The organism is Sphingobacterium zeae, from assembly GCF_030818895.1.
GTDB classification, from domain to species: Bacteria; Bacteroidota; Bacteroidia; order Sphingobacteriales; family Sphingobacteriaceae; genus Sphingobacterium; species Sphingobacterium zeae.
Genome location: NZ_JAUTBA010000001.1, coordinates 1,814,124 through 1,832,884, shown reverse-complemented (window position 1 = coordinate 1,832,884; position 18,761 = coordinate 1,814,124). Strand labels below are relative to the sequence as shown.

Annotated in this window: 12 protein-coding genes; 6 read left to right on the top strand and 6 right to left on the bottom strand. The window is 41.3% G+C overall.

Features of this window, described 5'->3' with window-relative positions:
* Nucleotides 1-76: 76 nt before the first annotated feature.
* Nucleotides 77-253, top strand: a complete 177-nt coding sequence (locus QE382_RS07615) for a DUF6496 domain-containing protein (protein WP_307185343.1) — start codon at nt 77-79, stop codon at nt 251-253.
* Nucleotides 254-306: 53 nt separating this feature from the next.
* On the opposite strand, the gene QE382_RS07610 is transcribed toward QE382_RS07615, so the two are convergent.
* A complete protein-coding gene (locus QE382_RS07610) occupies nt 307-714 on the bottom strand; it encodes a hypothetical protein (protein WP_307185342.1) in 408 nt (135 codons plus the stop codon).
* 112 nt (nt 715-826) lie between these two features.
* Nucleotides 827-1,561 carry a YoaK family protein gene (locus QE382_RS07605; RefSeq protein ID WP_307185341.1) on the bottom strand — a complete coding sequence of 245 codons (735 nt, stop codon included), beginning with the start codon at nt 1,559-1,561 and terminating at the stop codon, nt 827-829.
* A 358-nt stretch (nt 1,562-1,919) separates the two neighbouring features.
* Between QE382_RS07605 and QE382_RS07600 the strand changes: the two genes are divergently transcribed.
* From QE382_RS07600 to QE382_RS07585, 4 genes are all read left to right on the top strand, one after another.
* Nucleotides 1,920-2,342, top strand: coding sequence for a hypothetical protein (locus QE382_RS07600; RefSeq protein ID WP_307185340.1), 423 nt, complete (start codon nt 1,920-1,922; stop codon nt 2,340-2,342).
* Nucleotides 2,343-2,451: 109 nt separating this feature from the next.
* Nucleotides 2,452-3,531 carry an efflux RND transporter periplasmic adaptor subunit gene (locus QE382_RS07595; RefSeq protein WP_307185339.1) on the top strand — a complete coding sequence of 360 codons (1,080 nt, stop codon included), beginning with the start codon at nt 2,452-2,454 and terminating at the stop codon, nt 3,529-3,531.
* A 15-nt stretch (nt 3,532-3,546) separates the two neighbouring features.
* Complete coding sequence (locus QE382_RS07590) at nt 3,547-6,708, top strand: efflux RND transporter permease subunit (RefSeq protein WP_307185338.1); 3,162 nt, start codon at nt 3,547-3,549, stop codon at nt 6,706-6,708.
* Complete coding sequence (locus QE382_RS07585) at nt 6,701-8,140, top strand: TolC family protein (protein ID WP_307185337.1); 1,440 nt, start codon at nt 6,701-6,703, stop codon at nt 8,138-8,140. The genes QE382_RS07590 and QE382_RS07585 overlap by 8 nt, the downstream gene beginning before the upstream one ends.
* Nucleotides 8,141-8,214: 74 nt before the next feature.
* On the opposite strand, the gene QE382_RS07580 is transcribed toward QE382_RS07585, so the two are convergent.
* On the bottom strand, nt 8,215-14,214 hold the full coding sequence (locus QE382_RS07580; protein ID WP_307185336.1) for an alpha-2-macroglobulin family protein: 6,000 nt from the start codon (nt 14,212-14,214) through the stop codon (nt 8,215-8,217).
* A 307-nt stretch (nt 14,215-14,521) separates the two neighbouring features.
* On the opposite strand from QE382_RS07580, the gene QE382_RS07575 reads away from it, so the two are divergent.
* Nucleotides 14,522-15,019 (top strand): DinB family protein, encoded by a 498-nt coding sequence (locus QE382_RS07575; protein WP_307185335.1) that lies wholly within the window; start codon nt 14,522-14,524, stop codon nt 15,017-15,019.
* An 83-nt stretch (nt 15,020-15,102) separates the two neighbouring features.
* On the opposite strand, the gene QE382_RS07570 is transcribed toward QE382_RS07575, so the two are convergent.
* The 3 genes from QE382_RS07570 to QE382_RS07560 form a co-directional block, all read right to left on the bottom strand.
* Nucleotides 15,103-15,474: a hypothetical protein gene (locus tag QE382_RS07570; RefSeq protein ID WP_307185334.1), complete on the bottom strand. Its 372-nt coding sequence runs from the start codon at nt 15,472-15,474 to the stop codon at nt 15,103-15,105.
* 497 nt (nt 15,475-15,971) lie between these two features.
* Nucleotides 15,972-16,898 (bottom strand): 2-hydroxyacid dehydrogenase, encoded by a 927-nt coding sequence (locus QE382_RS07565; protein WP_307185333.1) that lies wholly within the window; start codon nt 16,896-16,898, stop codon nt 15,972-15,974.
* 129 nt (nt 16,899-17,027) lie between these two features.
* A complete protein-coding gene (locus QE382_RS07560; protein ID WP_307185332.1) occupies nt 17,028-18,740 on the bottom strand; it encodes a RagB/SusD family nutrient uptake outer membrane protein in 1,713 nt (570 codons plus the stop codon).
* Nucleotides 18,741-18,761 lie beyond the last annotated feature (21 nt).

Genomic DNA, 18,761 nt, shown 5'->3' with positions numbered 1-18,761 from the left:
AATGTTCAAACCATCGGACTTAGACCGCTGTTCTTTTTGCAGTAAGTGTTCAATGATCATTTTAAAAAACACGATTATGGCAAAATATTCAGAAAAAGCATCTGAAAAAGTCGAAAAGACGATGCATGAAATGAAGGAAGGAAAATTGAAATCCGGCAGCGGAAAAAAAGTAACCTCTAAAAAACAGGCTGTTGCTATTGGCTTATCCGAAGCCCGGAAAGAAGGTACCAAAGTTCCTAAAAAGAAATCCTAGCATTTATCCTGCTAGGATTTCTTTTTAATCAAATTGTGCTTTTTCCCAAAAAGCTATAGTAGGGATTTTTTCTCTTCTTTATGATCATAAGGATCGGACAAAACATTTTGACTATCCTCAGCATTTATAAAATTTTGATTGACATCGACCGGTGTATAAATATGAACACTGTTTCCATTTCTCTTTTTAAGATAGTATTGAATCTTTGTCGTGTCTATATTTGTCACATCGGAAGCTGTCCAAATCATTTTACGGCCTGTACCGTCAATGGTTATTACCGTGTCATTGCCACGTGCGATAATTCGCTCTAGCCCTAATTCACCTTTTCGATCACCTTCTCTAGTCAATAAATGTGTATTTCCATCTTTATCAATCATTCTGATCGGTTGATTATTATGACATCCCACCAAAAACAGGAAACTAAATAGAAGAAATGGAAGGGCTGTTAGTCTTATGTTCATATCAATTGCTATATTACTCAATATCGTTAACGACGAGACACAAAGATTCTGCCAAAGTGCAAATGGCTCCAAAGATAATTTAGTGATCGCAATAAACTTTCGTTAACCGACGCTATTCATCGTGTCTTAAACTTCGTTTAAGATGATAAAACTGAAGCAGTATATGATCGTACCACAAAGCAAACAAAAGCATTACTGCGGGTAGTAATAATGTTTTCAGTTTAAAAAATTGAAACATAAAACCTCCGAGTATCCCCCCGATAAAAAAACCTGCAATAATCATCAGTTTAAGAAAAATACTTTTCTTTAGTTTCACGCGTTCACCAACATCTTTATAAAAAAACAACTGTGAAATTTCGATCCCCAAATCAGTAAACAATCCTGTCAAATGTGTCGTTCTGACAACGGACTTAGAGACTTTCGTTACTAAGGCATTTTGAAGTCCCATCGCAAAAAGCAGGGCGAATGAAATTAACGTTAAAACCGGTGGTTTTATTCGGATGAAAACTGGGAGAAGCCCTGCAGAAATCAAAATAATAGATTCTATACAAATTGGGATGATATAGGCGTTATGGGATTTCTTTTTTGAGGCCAATTCAATAATGAAACCTGAAACGGAAGCACCTAATAAAAAGAAGCCGATATACCATAGATAAATCAAGGCCATTTTATAATTTGTCAAAATCAATTGCTCAGAAAAAAAAGCAAAGTGCCCCGTGACATTTGTGGTCAACGTGTTAAGTGAAAGAACTCCCGTAATATTAACCAGCCCCGCAACACAGGATAAAATAGAGGCTAACTTCAAATTGTGGATGTAATTCCTTCCTCTTCCTTGGTGTCTAAACATTTGAACTAAACTTTATATCCTACATTATCCCTCATTTTACCCGCACGATTATGATTGGGATTTACAAAACGCTGTCCGTCATGAGCATTCGCCAAAAGCTCATCATGTTGTTAGCTTAGACAACAAGTTATAAAACTTGTCAAAAATACGAATACATTAGTTCATATCGAAAGGATTAAGATCATATAAAAGGCATCAGATTTTTTATCAGTCAACAAATGAGCTGTTTCGAAAATAAGGCGTTTAAACGCGTTAACATGCGATTTAAACATTTTGTAACAATTCGCTTAAACTTTAAAATTTGTAGACCAAAAGCACTTGTATCATTTTTAAAGTTTAATTACATTTGCTTTCAAGGATGCAAGGAAAATTCCATCAATATCTGTTCGGCGTAGTTTGCGCAATACTTATCAGTTTTGGCTGGTATCATGTGCCAACACCAAATAATATCCCCTCCTGCAATCTTCACGCTGTCAATCACTTCAACAAGCAAGTAAAAAGCGAAGATTATGACACCAAAGTTATTCGCAAAACTAAACGTCCTCGGCATGAAAAATTAAGGGCATATTTTTCAGAAAATGACAATGAAAATGATGACGCGGCAAGTGATTCCAATAGCCCTAACTTATTTGCACTTACCGGGGATGATTTTGGGAATATAATATCGTATATCCATCTTCAATTTCAAAATACACGCACAGCAGTTTCGCTTGCAAATTCCAACCAGCTTACTTCTCGAAAAAACGCTCTGTATATCCATTACAGTGTATTCAGGCTGTGATTTTTTAATACTTTCTTAAAAAACATTAAAAAAGCTTTCAAAATCACTTGGAAGCAGGTCACACTATTGTTCAATTTTTCGAAAATAATTAAAAACTATCATCATGTTCATGAAAAGCTTCATGTATACAAGCCTGTGCCTTATTATGCTATCGACAAGCTGCCAGTCAGAAAAAAAAGAGAAAAAAGAAGCTGCAGTTTTCAACGTCACTACTCCTTTGGTCAAGGATACCATCGTCAATAAAGACTATGTCGCCCAAATCCGTTCGATCAACCATATTGAACTCCGCGCGCAGGAAAAAGGCTATATTCAATCGATATTTGTCGATGAAGGTCAATTTGTACAAAAAGGACAACCCCTCTTTAAAATCATGCCCAACCTCTATGAGTCCGATGTTAATCGTGCTAAAGCAGAGGTAAAATATGCTGAAATCGAATATCAGAACACCAAAAATCTGTCAGAAAAAGATATTGTCGCTCCGCAGGAAACTGAAATGGCAAAAGCAAAATATGAAAAAGCCAAGGCTGAACTAGCCGCGATGAATACGCATCTCAAATTTACGGACATCGTAGCACCGTTTTCCGGAATCGTGGGTAAGCTACATGTGCGTAAAGGAAGTCTTGTGGATGAGGGCGAGTTGATCACTGAACTGTCCGACAATAGTAAGATGTGGGTTTACTTCAATGTCCCCGAAGTGGAATATCTCAATCAAATGGACGCAAAAAAAGACAATAGCCCGCTGCATGTACGGCTAAATATGGCCAATGGAAAAGAATTCGGTCATGAGGGAATTGTCGAGACCATCGAATCAGACTTCAATAATGAAACGGGAAATATTGCCTACCGAGCGACTTTTCCGAATCCAAAGGGCTTATTACGTTATGGCGAGACAGGGAATATTGTCATTACTTCACCCTATAACAATGCGCTTATGATCCCCCAAAAAGCGACTTTCGAGGAGCTTGAAAAAAAATACGTATATGTTATTACAAAAGATAACAAAGTAAAAGCTAGAGAAATAAAAGTTGCTGCCGAACTGCCGCATATCTATGTTGTTTCTTCCGGATTGAGCAAGGACGAAAAGATTCTGCTGAATGGACTTCGCATGGTACAGGAAAACCAGACCATTGAATCCAAATATCAGACTCCGGAGAAAGTCATGTCAAACTTAGATTTATATGCAGAGTAACTAAAAAACAGCATCATGTTTAAAAAAGTAATACATCGACCGGTATTTGCTATTGTCATATCGGTTGTCATCCTATTTATCGGAGGTTTGGCCATCAAGCAGCTTCCTACTGAGCAATTTCCAAAAATCGCACCGACCACAGTGGCGGTATCCATTGCCTACCCTGGTGCAAGTGCCGATGTACTTGTAAAATCCTCCCTGATTACACTGGAGAATGCAATCAATGGTGTACAGGGAATGCGCTATATCGCTACCGACGCAACCAGCGCCGGTGAAGCGACCGTAAACGTTGTATTTGACCCCGGCACAGATCCCAACGATGCCGTAGTACTGGTCAAGACCCGGGTAGATCAAGTCATGCCCCTATTGCCTGAACTTGTTCAAAAGGAAGGGGTCGTCGTTAATCCCATTCAGCCCAGTATGCTGATGTACGTGAATCTTTACAGTACGAATAAAAGTATGGATGAAAAGTTCTTGTACAACTATGCAACAGTAAACATCATTCCTGAAATCAATCGTATTCATGGTATCGCCAAATCACAAATCTTGGGTAGCCGTAGATATGCCATGCGCGTCTGGTTAAATCCCGATCGTATGCGTGCCTATAGCTTATCAGTAGATGAAGTGATGAAAGCGATAGGAGAACAAAGTATCATCGGCCGTCCCGGTCGACTGGGACAAAGCTCGGGTATTGCAGCGCAATCCCTCGAATATGTCCTAACTTATAAAGGACAATACAATACACCTGAAGAATACGACAATATTATCGTCCGCGCGAATGGCGAAGGTGAAAACATCAAGTTAAAAGACGTAGCTAAAGTCGAACTGGGAAGTGAATTTTTTGATATCTATTCCAATTTAGACGGGCATCCCTCGGCTTCAATTGTGTTGAAACAGAATTATGGCAGTAATGCTAATGACGTTATTAAAGATGTAAAGGCCAAACTTGCTGAGATGAAAGGTAACTTTCCTCCAGGTATAGACTATAAAATCAGTTATGACGTATCCCAATTCTTGGATGCTTCTATCGAACAGGTGATGCATACCCTACGCGATGCTTTTATTTTAGTTGCTATTGTTACGTTTATTTTCCTTGGCGATTGGCGTTCGACTTTGATTCCAATCATCGCCGTGCCCGTTTCGCTGATCGGTACATTCTTCGTCATCCAATGGTTCGGTATGTCGATCAACTTAGTGACCTTGTTTGCATTGGTGCTTGCCATCGGGATTGTCGTAGACAACGCCATTGTGGTCATTGAAGCCGTACATGCCAAAATGGAAGAAAGTTCGATCTCCCCATATAAGGCCGTTAAGGAGGTCATGGCCGAAATCGCAGGTGCTATTATCGCCATCACAGCTGTTATGGTAGCCGTTTTCATTCCTATTTCGTTTATGACGGGTCCTGTCGGAACATTTTATCGGCAGTTTTCAATTACTATGGCCAGTTCCATCGTGATATCGGCAGTAGTCGCGTTAACCCTTACTCCTGTGCTTGCCGCAATGTTATTAAAAAATAACCACGGTAAACCCAAAAAATCGAATATATTTACAAAATCCCTTGACGTTTTTAACCGAACTTTCGATAAAATAACCGGCAAATATGCCACTTTACTGCGCAAAATTGCCAGCCGAAGAGTCATTACATGGGGTATCTTAATCGCATTCTGTGTCGGCATTTTCGTCATTAACAAAACGCTTCCAGGAGGTTTTATACCGAGTGAGGACCAAGGTACAATATATGCCATTATTCAGACTCCTCCAGGATCAACATTGGAACAGACCAATAAGCTTTCCAGAGAGCTCCAAAAGATCTGTCAAGGGGTAGATGGCGTTGAATCTGTCTCATCACTGGCAGGTTATGAAATCATGACCGAAGGCCGTGGATCGAATGCCGGAACCTGTCTTATCAACCTCAAAACCTGGGGTGAACGTGAACATTCTGTTAAGGAGATCATGGAAGAACTGGAAGAAAAATCTAAAGATTTAGGCGCCACAGTAGAGTTCTTCGAACCTCCCGCTGTTCCGGGTTTTGGTTCTTCAGGTGGTTTCTCCATGCGCCTACTCGACCTCAATAGGACCACCGATTACCAAGATTTCGATAAAGTGAATAAAGCATTTATCGCCAATCTCAAGAAACGTAAGGAACTGACTGGAGTCTTTACTTTCTTTGCCGCCAACTACCCGCAATACGAATTGGTGTTTGACAATAATGCGGCTATGCAGAAGGGAGTCTCTATAGGTAAAGCCATGGACAACCTCAATATCCTCATCGGTAGTACCTATGAACAGGGCTTTATCCGTTTTGGTCAATTTTTCAAGGTATATGTACAATCTTCACCAGAATTTAGAAGGTTGCCTTCTGATATCCTGAACCTTTACGTCAAAAACGATCATGACCAGATGGTTCCTTATTCGGCCTTTATGACCTTAAAAAAAACACAGGGGCCAAATGAGATTACACGTTACAATATGTACAATTCGGCCGCCATCCGCGGGCTTCCGGCCAATGGATATACAACGGCCGATGCTATTCAGGCAATCAACGAAACCGCGGTTCAGACATTACCGCACGGCTATAAAGTTGCCTGGGAGGGCTTGTCTTATGATGAGGCGCAACGTGGAAACGAAGCTATTTATGTCTTTCTAGTCGTCTTAGTTTTCGTATATCTTGTACTTGCTGCGCAGTATGAAAGTTTCATCATTCCATTTGCGGTTCTTTTGTCACTACCTGTCGGTGTATTTGGTTCCTTCTTCCTCCTAAAAGCTATGGGTCTTGAAAATGACATCTATGCACAGGTCGGGCTGATTATGATTATTGGTTTATTGGGTAAAAATGCAGTGCTTATCGTAGAATTTGCCGTGAAAAGGCGACAAGCCGGCGACAGTATATTAGAGGCAGCAATTGAGGGATCAAGAGCACGTTTTAGACCTATTCTCATGACCTCGTTTGCCTTTATCGCTGGACTTGTTCCACTAGTCTTTGCCAGCGGAGCCGGTGCCATAGGTAATCACACCATAGGTGCATCCGCACTTGGGGGGATGCTCGTCGGAACAATCTTTGGCGTTATCGTTATCCCTGGACTCTACTATATTTTTGCAAAATTGGCTGACGGAAGAAAAATGATTCAAGCCGAAGAAGATTCACCACTAAGCGAAGACATGATACATTATGAATAAGAATAAATTATATCACTATACAGGTTTCGCGCTTTTCTTGCTTAGTCTTGCGGCCTGCAAACCACTCGAAATAAAACAACGTACTGAAAATAAAAACGTACCTGAGAAATATAGTAATGCTGAAAGCGACACCTTAAATACTGGAAAAATTAAATGGAAAAACTATTTTAAGGACCCCAATCTTCAAGGACTTATCAGCCAGGCATTGGCAAACAACCAAGAGCTACATATTATGCTTCAGGAAATTCAAATTGCCCAAAACGAGGTGAGTGCCAAAAAAGGTGAATATCTACCTTCTGTTGGTGTAAAAGTTGGTGCCGGAGTCGACAAAGTAAGTCGCTACACAAATATTGGAGCGATGGAAAAGAATACAGAAATCGAACCCGGCCGCGAAATGCCTGAACCACTGTTCGATTTCGAAGTCGGTGTACAAGCACAATGGGAAACAGATATCTGGGGTAAACTCCATAACGCAACGAAGGCCCAGTTACAGCGGTATTTTGCAAGCGTAGAAGGCAAAAACTTTATGGTCACTCACCTGATCGCTGAAATTGCAGATTCCTACTATGAACTGCTTGCACTGGATAATGAACTCCTGGTTATTAATGAGAATGTTAAGATTCAAAACAATGCGCTGGCTGTCGTCAATGACTTGAAGAAAAATGCACGATCCAACAAGCTTGCCGTCAAAAGATTTGAAGCGCAGATCTTGAAGACCCAAGGTATGCAGTATGACATCAAACAGCAGATCACAGAGACCGAGAATAGAATAAATTATCTCGTCGGTAGATTTCCACAACCGGTTCAAAGGGATCAACAATCCTTTGACAAGCTGGTTCCGCAAACCGTTTATGCCGGCATCCCGGCCGATCTATTGGAGAACAGGCCAGATATCAAGCAGGCGGAGTATGAACTTGCTGCATCCAAACTGGACATCAAATCGGCCAAAGCGCGGTTCTATCCTTCGTTGGACATTGCCGCTGGGGTTGGATTTCAGGCCTTTGATCCAACTTATCTCATTAAACCAGAGTCTTTTCTATCTTCACTTGTTGGTGAACTCACGGCTCCTTTAATCAACAAACGGGCAATTAAAGCCGCTTATTACAGCGCAAACGCACGTCAGGTTCAGGCTGTTTACCATTATGAGCAGACGATTCTGGCTGCTTATATTGAAGTTGCAAACCAGCTCTCTAAAATTAAAAACCTAGAGAATGGCCTACAAATTAAGACCAAGGAGGTTGATGCATTAAATGAGTCTATCGGTATTTCCAACGACCTCTTTAAATACGCCCGCGCAGATTATATGGAAGTTCTGCTAACGCAACGCGATGCCCTGGAATCCAAATTTGAGCTTGTTGAGAAGAAGGTCAACCAACTCAAAGCAAGCGTAGCGATATATAGATCCCTAGGTGGTGGATGGGATCATCAATAGCACATTTTTCATTTTAGTTTTTATATGTTGGGGACTTATCGTGTGATAAGTCCCTTTTTTTTGTAAAAGCATATTTACTCCACCACAATTTCTTTCATTTTCTCGTTTCCATAGTATGTCGGGAAATACATTAATTCAGCCTTCGCGGGGTTGACAGTATATGTCCCGGTATAACGAGGTAAAAGTTCGATTTCAAAGGTATGCGTACCTTTCCCCAGTTTGTTGCAAAAAATGACAACACGATCTTTGAAATGCTCTCGGTGCGCCTCGCTTCTAGAGTATCCATTGGTTTTGGTTTCATACGAACATCCCGCCGGTATCGGAACTTCGATCTGCACATACTCCGCTTCACCGATTAACGTTACGCTTGCTTCAAGTTTTACAGGCTTCCCTTCCTTGAGCGCCGCTACCGTAGCACCATTGTCCTTAAATCGCGTTGCCACGGCAAGGCCCTTTTCCTTTTCTACGGCAGGATTTGGATTCCAAAAATTTTGATAGGCTGTCACAAAAGCAGGCCCCGTCCCTTCTTTCCGCACTTTAATCTGTTCATCCGACCTAAAGCTTTGCGTATATGGAAATGTCGTGATACGTTTGCCATTGATGACCATTACCGGTGCCTGGAAAGACTCACCCTCTTTCAGTACATCAGGGAGAATGCTTCGTATGATACGCGAAGATTCGTAGATATTATACCATTGGTTTTGCTGCCGCTGCGCGAAAAAGTAATTACGGATATTTTCTAAATACGAATCATGACCACCAATTGATTTTAAGACATGATAAGCCAACAGTGTATTCTCAGTATTGGTTTCCGTAGGTCGCATAAAAAATCTGCCTTTCTGATCTGTTGAAGTTCCAGAAGTCCAATAGAGTCCACCTAACACAGCCTTCGACGCGTATTTAAGAACGGTATCTGCAGCATGTGAATCTTTAAGACCCAGTTTTGAAATCAAGAGATATTTCAACAGTTTATCCTTGATGGTTTTACTTTTAAGTTTTGTGTCGATTTCGAAGAAATAGTTTTTGTAATCTGTTTTAGGATCCAATCGGAGTAGATATATCAAGGAGCTAAATAAATTCTCTTTGGCCCCGTGAAGCTTATCTTTATCCAATAGAACATCCAGCGAAGCCAAGCTGCTTTTCAATAGGGTCTTTTCACGTTCTGCATAAATCTCCGTATCGATCTCAACCTGGTAGCCGGCTTCTCGGGCATCCAACAGTACCCCGATCACATAGTTGCTGATCCAGGTCACAGTCTCACTCTTGTTCCACCAACCCCAGCCCTGATTGGCATTTTTGTTTTTCTGTAATTCTTTTAGGAGATCCCTTATTTTCTTATCCTCTGTAAAAGGCTTTCCGATCAATTTTGTAAGCTCTTTTTTAGAAAGTAACGCGCTCAATTTGGAAGCCATCTGTTCATTGCATAGAAATTTGTAACGATCGATCGATTCGATTTCCCGTTGTAAAAATTCCAGTGAATTTGCTTCGGCATGCAAAATGATTTCGCCTAGCGCAGGAGAAGTTTTAAGCATATACTCTGCCGTACCGTTGAGCACTTTAAAATCTCCTTCATGTTGTTCAAGCCCCTTTTCAAAAATCGGAATGCTGCGTTTTTCACCATCAAAATATCCGTTGGACAATCCAATCGAATAAGCAAGTTGGATGCTGTCCCCCTGAGCGGCAATAACAGGTATAGGATCCCGATAGGACTTCGCAATGTTCAACGTCGCCTCCTGTGTTGTTAGCCCATTATTAATGGTACGCGCGAGCTGTAAGCTGTCGCTAAGATAATTAACAACCCGTCCCATGGCTGTAAACTGGTCACCTCTGATCGCAAATCGAGGGGTTGCCAAATGTGCCGAAACAGCTTTAAAGGATTTGACATTTAGCTCTTTTATGTCGGCGAAATTTTTACTTCCTTTAGCGATAAAGAATGTTCGCCAATTGGTAATATCATCCGGATAGGTCGCTTCAAAATTAGCTCTTCCCTGAGCATCAGTAGTGAGTTTTGGCTGCCAGAATGCATCATCACTAAAGTTCACACGCATCGTATTTCCAGATTCCAAATAGGGCATATCCACAGCACCTGTCGATGTCGCAGATGCTCCAGCTTTCATCTGAACCATCACCACGCCATTGGCGGCCCGCGCACCGTACAATCCCAGCATAGATTGATCTTTAATCACATTCAATGACGCGATAGTCGATGGATCAAGACTTGAAATATCACCTTCAAAAGGGACCCCGTCCACTAAAATCAATGGTTTTTCATTGGGGGCCGGACTAGCAGCGCCACGAATACGAATCCCTGCTACAGCCCCCTGCAGCATAGCTGTAGTCACCCCATCCATCCTAGCATTGATCGATTTCACTGCCGCAGTCAATGATTGCCTTTTTTGGACGCCATACCCCATCACAACCACTTCATCCAATTGATTTTCGCTTGGCTTTAACTCCACAAAATAATCTTTGCCACTGGAGACTTTGACCGTAGCGGTATTGTACCCTAAAGCAGCAATCTCAAGTACCGTATTTTTATCGTTGGAGAGCTCAATTTCCAGACTACCGTCAAAACTGGTAAAATATTGCTTTTTCGTAGCCCGATCAAGCACTTTAGTGCCAATTAAAGGCGTATCACCGTCATAAACCAGGATCCGCGCAGCCGTGTTGCTCTTTCTTCTCGCGCTAAAGCCTTCCCGGTCTATTTTTAAGCCCTGCAGATCGTTTTCTTGTCCAGTCTGGATAGCATCCCGCAATGGATTGTCCACGGTACGCACAATAATTTCATCCCGTACAAGTTTGTAAGCTAACCGGGCTGCCTGGGATGTCTTACTCCATTGGATAGCGTCTAGTTTCAAATAATTCATTCCATGGGCTTTGAGCTCGACTGGCAAACTAAAGGAAGTTGAATCATCCTGTACAATATGCAAAGTAACCTCGCCGACTGGAAGATCTTCAAACGTTCGATGTCCACCATAAAAGAGCCTAAAATACATCCGCTCTTCGACATTCGTCGGTTCGATAAAGATCAATGTAGGTCGAATGCTTTTTTGTGAAGCATCATTGCCCAACATTAAATTAAGTTTAAAACCAGCATCTTCACGTTCTCTTTTCACCGTAGCAAACTGTGCAAGTCCAGCACTGTTTTGCATCGTCTCCCTAAAACGCTGCTCGACATTTGCCTTGATATCCTCCACCGACCATACTTTCTCCCGAAAATCTAAACTTGGTTTATAGTCATACAGATCCAGCCGGATAAGATTACCATCCCAGCTTTTTTGCTTTTGATAGTTTTTATAGATGCTATATTGATAGCCGCCCTCAATTTCAAACCGGCCAATTTTCGCTGTATCTACCATAAGCATACCTATTTTGGACACACCATTGTACATTTCTGTTCTTGGAAATGGCCCTGCCATCAGCGGAACGGGAACCTGTGTCCGCAACCGATTATTGTAAACGGTTCGCTGTACCGGATTGAGGTAATAGAGATCTCCAGCTGTTTGGATATATGCTGGTCGCTCGATCAGCACATTACTATTGGGTAATTGCCAGGCTCCAAAATTGTTGGTCACGGTGATCAACTGTCGCTTCAATTCGGCCACTTCTTTATCGAAAAGCTTACCCTGTTGCTCTTTTGGCAATCGAAGAACCGAAATATGGCCCTTTCTCCATGCTTTGTCGGGGTAATCAAAACCAATCGTATCTCGTGAAGCATTAAAGGAAACAATGACCTTTTTTCCCTTTTCAACGTAATAACCCTCTACCCGAATGTCACGATCCTTGGTTCTAAACCTAAAATCATGCTGCCCTGGAGCAACCTCAAAAATAGTAGGATTATTTTGCTGATCTTGCTTCGCATAGGTCAGTACACCGTCTATCCAAACCAAATGAATACCTTGCACAGCACCGTTTACCACGATGTAAGGGGATACCTGACTCTTAACAGCATCGAGTGGAAGAGACTCCTGAAAATAGACATCTGGATATAAGAATTGATAAAAGGGAATCGTATCCAACTGCATTACTTTAGACCATTTCACCCAATCTTGCAGCGCTCCCTGATAAACTTTTTCATCATCCTCCAAACTAACATGAAGATTTTGCTCGACCGCCGCCCTGCGCATCAGACCACCGACGGTAATCGTTGGTGCCGCGGCTGACTTAAACTTTGAGGTAAAACCATAGGCTGTAATATCGACATCTTTCAAGGGTTTGCCCTTCTTATCCGTAACAGAAAATTCGAACACAGCCTTCTGCCCCGGATATACTGTCGTGGCGGTAGTAACTTCCAAATTTAAATTTTTCTCCACATAGGGCAATTCCTCGCGAATAACTTTGGATTTTCCTCCAAAAAGGTAGGTGATCTCCAGGTTATACCCCTCTTTTCCACGGGCTAAAAATGCACGATTCAATTCGGTTTCATAGCCCGCAGCAATCATACGACCACCACGATGAACTTGATACCAAAATGGAATCCTAGCAGGGTTATCGACATGCAATAGTACCGAATCCACAGTGCGGTAAAATTGATAATTCAGTTGTACCTGCTGCTGGTCCTCCAGATCAACACTTTTACTAAAGCCATTCGATTTGACAACAATTTCTTTGGCCTGCCAAGGAATTGAAACCAGATTAGGTAAACTTAAATTTTCAGCCTTTAGCACTTCATCATGCTCTCCTAATATCTTGAGCTCAGCAGATGCTGGTTGCTCAATGCCCTTTTCCACATAGTTCAGTGCTGCATGTCCATCTTTGACCGTAATGCGGATTTCCTTTTCGCGGTTAAGTCTATTGAGATCAAGGCTTCGCGCTATTCTTTCATTATCCGAACTTAAATAAGTACCAATAACGCGAAAGGAAATACCAATGTCAGGCGGAAAAATTGAATCCGGTAATACAATCTCCTTTTCTGCCACATCTGCAAGCGAAACACTTGTTTGCCATAAGGTATCTGGAATAAAATTGACCTTATTGGCTTTTAAATCATGCATCAAAACCGGACTAGCCACCACCTGTAAATCGACTTTACCATCGTATATGGGCATTTCATTTTCATTTAATGCTTTTAGTTTCAGCCGCACGCTGTCCCCTTTGGCATAATCTGTCTTTTCAGAAGTCATCGTAAAGCTTAGACTTTTTAACTCATAGTCTTCATATCGGAAATGCTGTCGATGCAAGACTAGTTTGGTTTTTGGAGATTCCAACGAAATCCAATAATTTCTATCCAAAGTAAGGCCCAGCCCTTTCAAGTCAAATGCAAAGGTATACATGCCCGGACGATAAGGCGCTAGGCGAGCCAAAATGGTATCCTCCGCATAACCATAGCCTCCAGTCAGACGTACGGTAATAGAATCGCGGTAAGGTTTCCATTTTGTTTTCTCCAGATACGCTTTAAATTTAACTTGCTCATTTGGTTTATACATCGGTTTATTAAAAACCATAAAACTTTCTGTACCACCAGTTTCTATTTTATGAAAGATTCGCTTAATTTTAAACCGAGTTCTGAGCCAGCTGTTGCTGATTTTTTTCCATAATGACACCTTAACTTTATGGGGCCAGCGCCGTTCTACAGTCAGATAATGATAGACACCCTGATGTTCAATACTGACGATATCGTCACTATTTGCATTGGCAGCTGTATAATAATGGAACTTCTTATCGAGTGACATGCGACGTCCGTTCACTTTTACCTGCGCGTCTTTTATAATCGTTCCCAAAGAATCGTATAGACAAATCGCAAAAGCTTTCGCAGGAATAATTTTGACATACAGGTTATCGCTGATCAACTCCCGATACATGAGATCTGCTTTATTAGCGCGGACCTGTACATAGTTACCCCGTGGTAACACCGGATTTGGATCTCCTACCTTATATTTTACAACAAAATTGCTGAGCATAGTTTCATCGAATTTTCTTCCATCCAAATGAATCTTTTTTAAAATCTCAGGGCTTAGCTTATAAATATAATAGTCAGCGGAACCGCGTGGACTATCGAATAAGCTCGATTGTCCACAAAGTACAGAAGCATATAACACAGCTAAAAGGCATACTACAATTGATTTCCATTTCATGTTTAGATACTGGCTAAATTCTTTTAAAAATAAATAAAATTAACTAAACCCAAGCACTAGATTCTTTCATCCAGCACTTCAACTTTTGTGCAGGGATGCTGAGAATATCATTATTCCATAAATGAAGAAAAAATACAACTTCAACCGCTCTTTAATCGAAACTGCAACTTCAGTGTCTGAAGAAAAATCAACAGCGCCCGAACGGAGGCAGCGATTATGCTGACACACACTTGTCATTTGTTGGATTTATCTTTGTTCATAACCCAGTGGGAAGTAGAATCAAATTTAAAATCATAATCAAAAAAAAATGGATACGTTACAACAATTAAAAGCAGAGTTAGCGAATGAGTATCAAATTACAAGAAACTTTATCGCACTTTTTCCAGTTGGAAAGAATCAGTATGCACCACATCAGAAAAGTATGAAAATGATGCGTCTGGCAACGCACATAGTCGAGGTTTTTGAATGGCCAAGTACCGTTTTAAAAACTTCAGAACTTGATTTTGCCAAAGTTCCTTACGTCCCTACAAGCCTAGCTACATCCGAAGATCTTTTAAAAAAATTGGACGAAGCATACGAAGCGGGAATAGACGCCTTAGAAAAAGCGCAAGAGTCAGACTTGACCGGAAACTGGGCAATTAAAAATGACGGCCATATATTGGCAAGTTGGAGCAAATATGAAGCGATTCGTCACGCATTAAATCAGATCACACATCACAGAGCACAATTAGGCGTGTATTATAGGCTCAACGACATTCCTTTACCAGCGAGTTATGGCCCCTCTGCGGATTCGCAGAATTTTTAGGCCAAAAGTGGGTTAACCCAACCTACACTTTCCTTCAAAAAGTGTAGGTTTTCTTCAAAAACTTCCAGTCTTCAAGCGGAGCATTACACCGCAACGTTAACCATACTATCTTTTCCCTTATTATCGTCCAGCACAAGCATAAAATTTAACAAGCACTTTTTCTTCGCAAAATGATTATCTTCCAACAAATTCTTGGACATGGAAATGGCACTCAACAGGGTTTTTAAATTCTCTTCATTATAGCGATCTACATAAAAATATAACTGTTCACTGTTTGTATAGCTAACTAAGGAATCGAACAAACCCTGTTCTAAGTTGTCTTTGCTATCAGGAAGTTCGAGCAAGACCGCAAGATGCTTCTTAAATTTCTCTTCGCTTGTTTTAAGATCGCTTATTTTAGATTCAATATCGGAAAAAGGAAGCGCCTGATATAAAAAAGCAGTGTTCTTTACCATCTCATTATATTGGATTTCTCCAGCTTCGTAATCGCTATTAAACGCAAGGAAGTCCTCATATTTTTCATCAAATTCTGAGCGTTTTTACCTTTATTTCACCCTTACTAATTGCTTCAACTACATGTTGATCATTTTTCAGACTATTGAGTTCATAAAGCGCTTCAACTCTATTTTCGGCAAATAGTTCTTTAAACGATGGTTGGATCTGCTTTTGGGATAGCGGGGACGCACCACTTCGTACGGGATGAGTATAGTCGTAAAAGTCATTGAATTTCTGATCAAACGCGTACCGATCTATCCGCTTTTCAAAATCCTCCGTAAATTCGGTTAAGGCTAAAGGTGATGGTATCTGCTCATACTGGATCGCCGAGAATAACCTATCAGAGATTAAAAAATAAAATCCATTTGCATTAAATCATCAGAAATCAGATCGCCAATGTATTCCACCGAATCTCGACCAAGCTTGCTATCGCAGAAATTGCTTAAAGCTCAAATTTCTAATACCCTTTTTCCAAAGAAACTTCATTGAGCAAAGGTCGCCCATCAGCCATTCTGCAATAATTATCCACCACCTGTAAGACGGACGAGCCTATATTTGTTCTACTCGCAACATGCGGGGTTATAATAATAGCGGGGCAGTCCCAAAACGGATGATCTTGCGGCAATGGCTCTTGATGAAATACATCAAGATAAGCTTCAGCAATGTTTTTCTCGGCAATTGCATGCAACAAGTCATTCTCCACGAGATGGTCACCTCGGCCAACATTTATAAGGACAGTTCCTTTGGCGCACAAATTAAAAAGATTACGATCCAAAATACCGTAAGTAGCATCGGTTAATGGTAAAATATTGACGATAAAATCCGCATTTTCTACCGCCAAAGCCAGTCCTGCCGCTCCTGTAAGCGACGTTACTCCGGGAAAATCCTTTGTAGAGTTTGACCACCCTTTCACCTGGAAACCCAACCGAAACATCTGCTCAGCCACATACCCCCCAATCTCACCTAATCCTAATACCGTTATATTCGTTTCTCCAATTGATTTATACGACAAGGGACGCCAATGTTTATTATCTTTTTCATCTATATATGTCGAAAAGTTCTTCATCGAATGCATTACACAGGTCAAAACATGCTCAAACATATCGCTTTTCAACATGGGATCAATAATCCGACAAATATGGAGATGAGATGGAATATTTTGGGGGAATAGGTGATCTATTCCGGCACCCCCAGACTGTACAACTTTTAGATTGGGAAAATAAGTATAATAATCCCCTTCAGGCTTCCAGCAAAGAGCAAATTCAACCTCGCTATAATTTTCAATATCAGGGAAGATCTCCACTTTCACTTCTGGCAAATACGTATTGATTTCGACCTTCCATTCCTCAGCCCTGCTTCGATTGAGGATTAACGCTATACTCATATCACTTTTGTTTATACGAAAATAGCATTAATCCTAAAAAAAGGCAATGAGCTGATTCGAGAATTAGCCCATTGCCTGCAAATAGGGTCTTTCACCCCCCACAATAAACGTTTAATCCGCAAAAAAATACTATTTATAGCCCATATTTTGTTTCAGGTTGTCACCGTCTATATTGTTCAGCTGAATTTCACTTAAGGGGATAGGTAATAAAGCATTATAATCCTGAAAACCAGTTGTTATCTTATTTGCAGGTCCTGCATCCCCATTGCGTAAAATCCGCTCTTTCAGTTTATTGGTTCGAACTAAAGTCATCCGACGGTTCTCTTCTGAAATCAATTCTCTGGCGCGTTCATCTAAGATAAAATCTACCGTTAAATCACTTGAGGCCACTTTGCCTAACTGATTATTTCCAGACTCTGCACGTGCTGCTTTAAATGAGCGATCACGCAGCTTATTGATATCCTCTGCAGCACCGGCTGCATTTCCCTGCCGCACCCGAGCTTCTGCGCGCAGCAAATAGGTTTCCCCAAATCTCATCACTGGCCAATCTTTAACGAGCGCATAACCAAAATCATCGAGTGGATCATAACCACCCCATTTGGTTGGAAATGGATACCAGACTTCCAAACTATCGGTACGGAAAGGAACGACCTTATCTCCAGTTTTAATGACGATGTTTTTAGTTCCTGCACCTTTTGCAACGCGATAACCATCCGCATCAACACCAATTTCTGCGCTGAAATTCGGACGATTATAATTGGTTGTCCTCCGTATATTGAAATTGCTATTCCGGATATCGCCTTTCAGCCCTTTCCATACCGTATATTTCATAAAATTACTCAATCGTAAACGGCCATTTCCTCTTCCGCCCAGCGAATCAGCATTGACCATACCATCCCATTTGTGGTAAGCCGGCTGCCATACCCGGCGCTGCTGTGGGTTATCTATTGTACCACCATTAACCTCTCGGTTATACTCCAACTCAAAAGTCCAGATGGCCTCGGTATTTCCCTGCCTACGGCGCATGTTTCCCTGACGAAACATATCCCTAAAGTAATCACCACCTTCGGCCAGGTATTTGCCATAACGTGCCTCAATCAACTTATAGTTACCCCCATTGATAATAGCGGTTGCCATCGTTTCAGCTTGTGCAAAATAGCTTGCGTCACGCATACCAATACGTAAAAAAGCTTCTGCAGCAAGCTGTCTCGCCATATCCTTATTGATTCGGCTAGGTGTGCTCGCTGTAGCAAGATCAGGAAGCTCTTTAACCGCATAATTCAAATCATCGGCGATAACCTTGTCAATTTCAGCAACAGCGGTTCGTGTATAATTAAATGAAGGCACTTTAATGGAGCTGGTCAGCAAAGGTACATCTCCCCACAATGTAACCAGCATATTATAGGCGTATGCGCGAAAAAATCGTGCTTCAGCGGCGGCCTTCGGATTGCTATCGCCTACTCCGTCAATGATGAGGTTGGCATTATTAATAAATGCATAGCATTTTTCCCACAAGAAACTTACGCCTCCATTTTCTGAATTGAGATCGGCATATTGATAAAAAGGATTCTCAACGCCCTCTGTCGATCCAGCACTCGTAATATCTGTCCCGATCTGCCAACAGGAAAGAAATCCTTGCCTGCCACTGTAGCCCCAAAGCTGGGCAAAGTTATAATGTAAACCCAGCAACCTGTTCTCCACTGTCGTCGGATCAACATTCGTTGCATCGTAATTAGAATATGGTTTCTCATCCAAATAGCCTTTACCACAAGAGCTGGCCCCTACGGATAACAAAGCCAATATGGAAAATAAGGTGGTATAATTGTTAATCGTCTTTTTCATGTGTATGTAATTGATTTTTGA

Excerpts from the sequence above, each read along its gene's own strand:
- QE382_RS07615 (WP_307185343.1), top strand. The coding sequence starts at position 77 with ATGGCAAAATATTCAGAAAAAGCATCTGAAAAAGTCGAAAAGACGATG.
- QE382_RS07610 (WP_307185342.1), bottom strand. The coding sequence starts at position 714 with ATGAACATAAGACTAACAGCCCTTCCATTTCTTCTATTTAGTTTCCTG.
- QE382_RS07605 (WP_307185341.1), bottom strand. The coding sequence starts at position 1,561 with ATGTTTAGACACCAAGGAAGAGGAAGGAATTACATCCACAATTTGAAG.
- QE382_RS07600 (WP_307185340.1), top strand. The coding sequence starts at position 1,920 with ATGCAAGGAAAATTCCATCAATATCTGTTCGGCGTAGTTTGCGCAATA.
- QE382_RS07595 (WP_307185339.1), top strand. The coding sequence starts at position 2,452 with ATGAAAAGCTTCATGTATACAAGCCTGTGCCTTATTATGCTATCGACA.
- QE382_RS07590 (WP_307185338.1), top strand. The coding sequence starts at position 3,547 with ATGTTTAAAAAAGTAATACATCGACCGGTATTTGCTATTGTCATATCG.
- QE382_RS07585 (WP_307185337.1), top strand. The coding sequence starts at position 6,701 with ATGAATAAGAATAAATTATATCACTATACAGGTTTCGCGCTTTTCTTG.
- QE382_RS07580 (WP_307185336.1), bottom strand. The coding sequence starts at position 14,214 with ATGAAATGGAAATCAATTGTAGTATGCCTTTTAGCTGTGTTATATGCT.
- QE382_RS07575 (WP_307185335.1), top strand. The coding sequence starts at position 14,522 with ATGGATACGTTACAACAATTAAAAGCAGAGTTAGCGAATGAGTATCAA.
- QE382_RS07570 (WP_307185334.1), bottom strand. The coding sequence starts at position 15,474 with ATGGTAAAGAACACTGCTTTTTTATATCAGGCGCTTCCTTTTTCCGAT.
- QE382_RS07565 (WP_307185333.1), bottom strand. The coding sequence starts at position 16,898 with ATGAGTATAGCGTTAATCCTCAATCGAAGCAGGGCTGAGGAATGGAAG.
- QE382_RS07560 (WP_307185332.1), bottom strand. The coding sequence starts at position 18,740 with ATGAAAAAGACGATTAACAATTATACCACCTTATTTTCCATATTGGCT.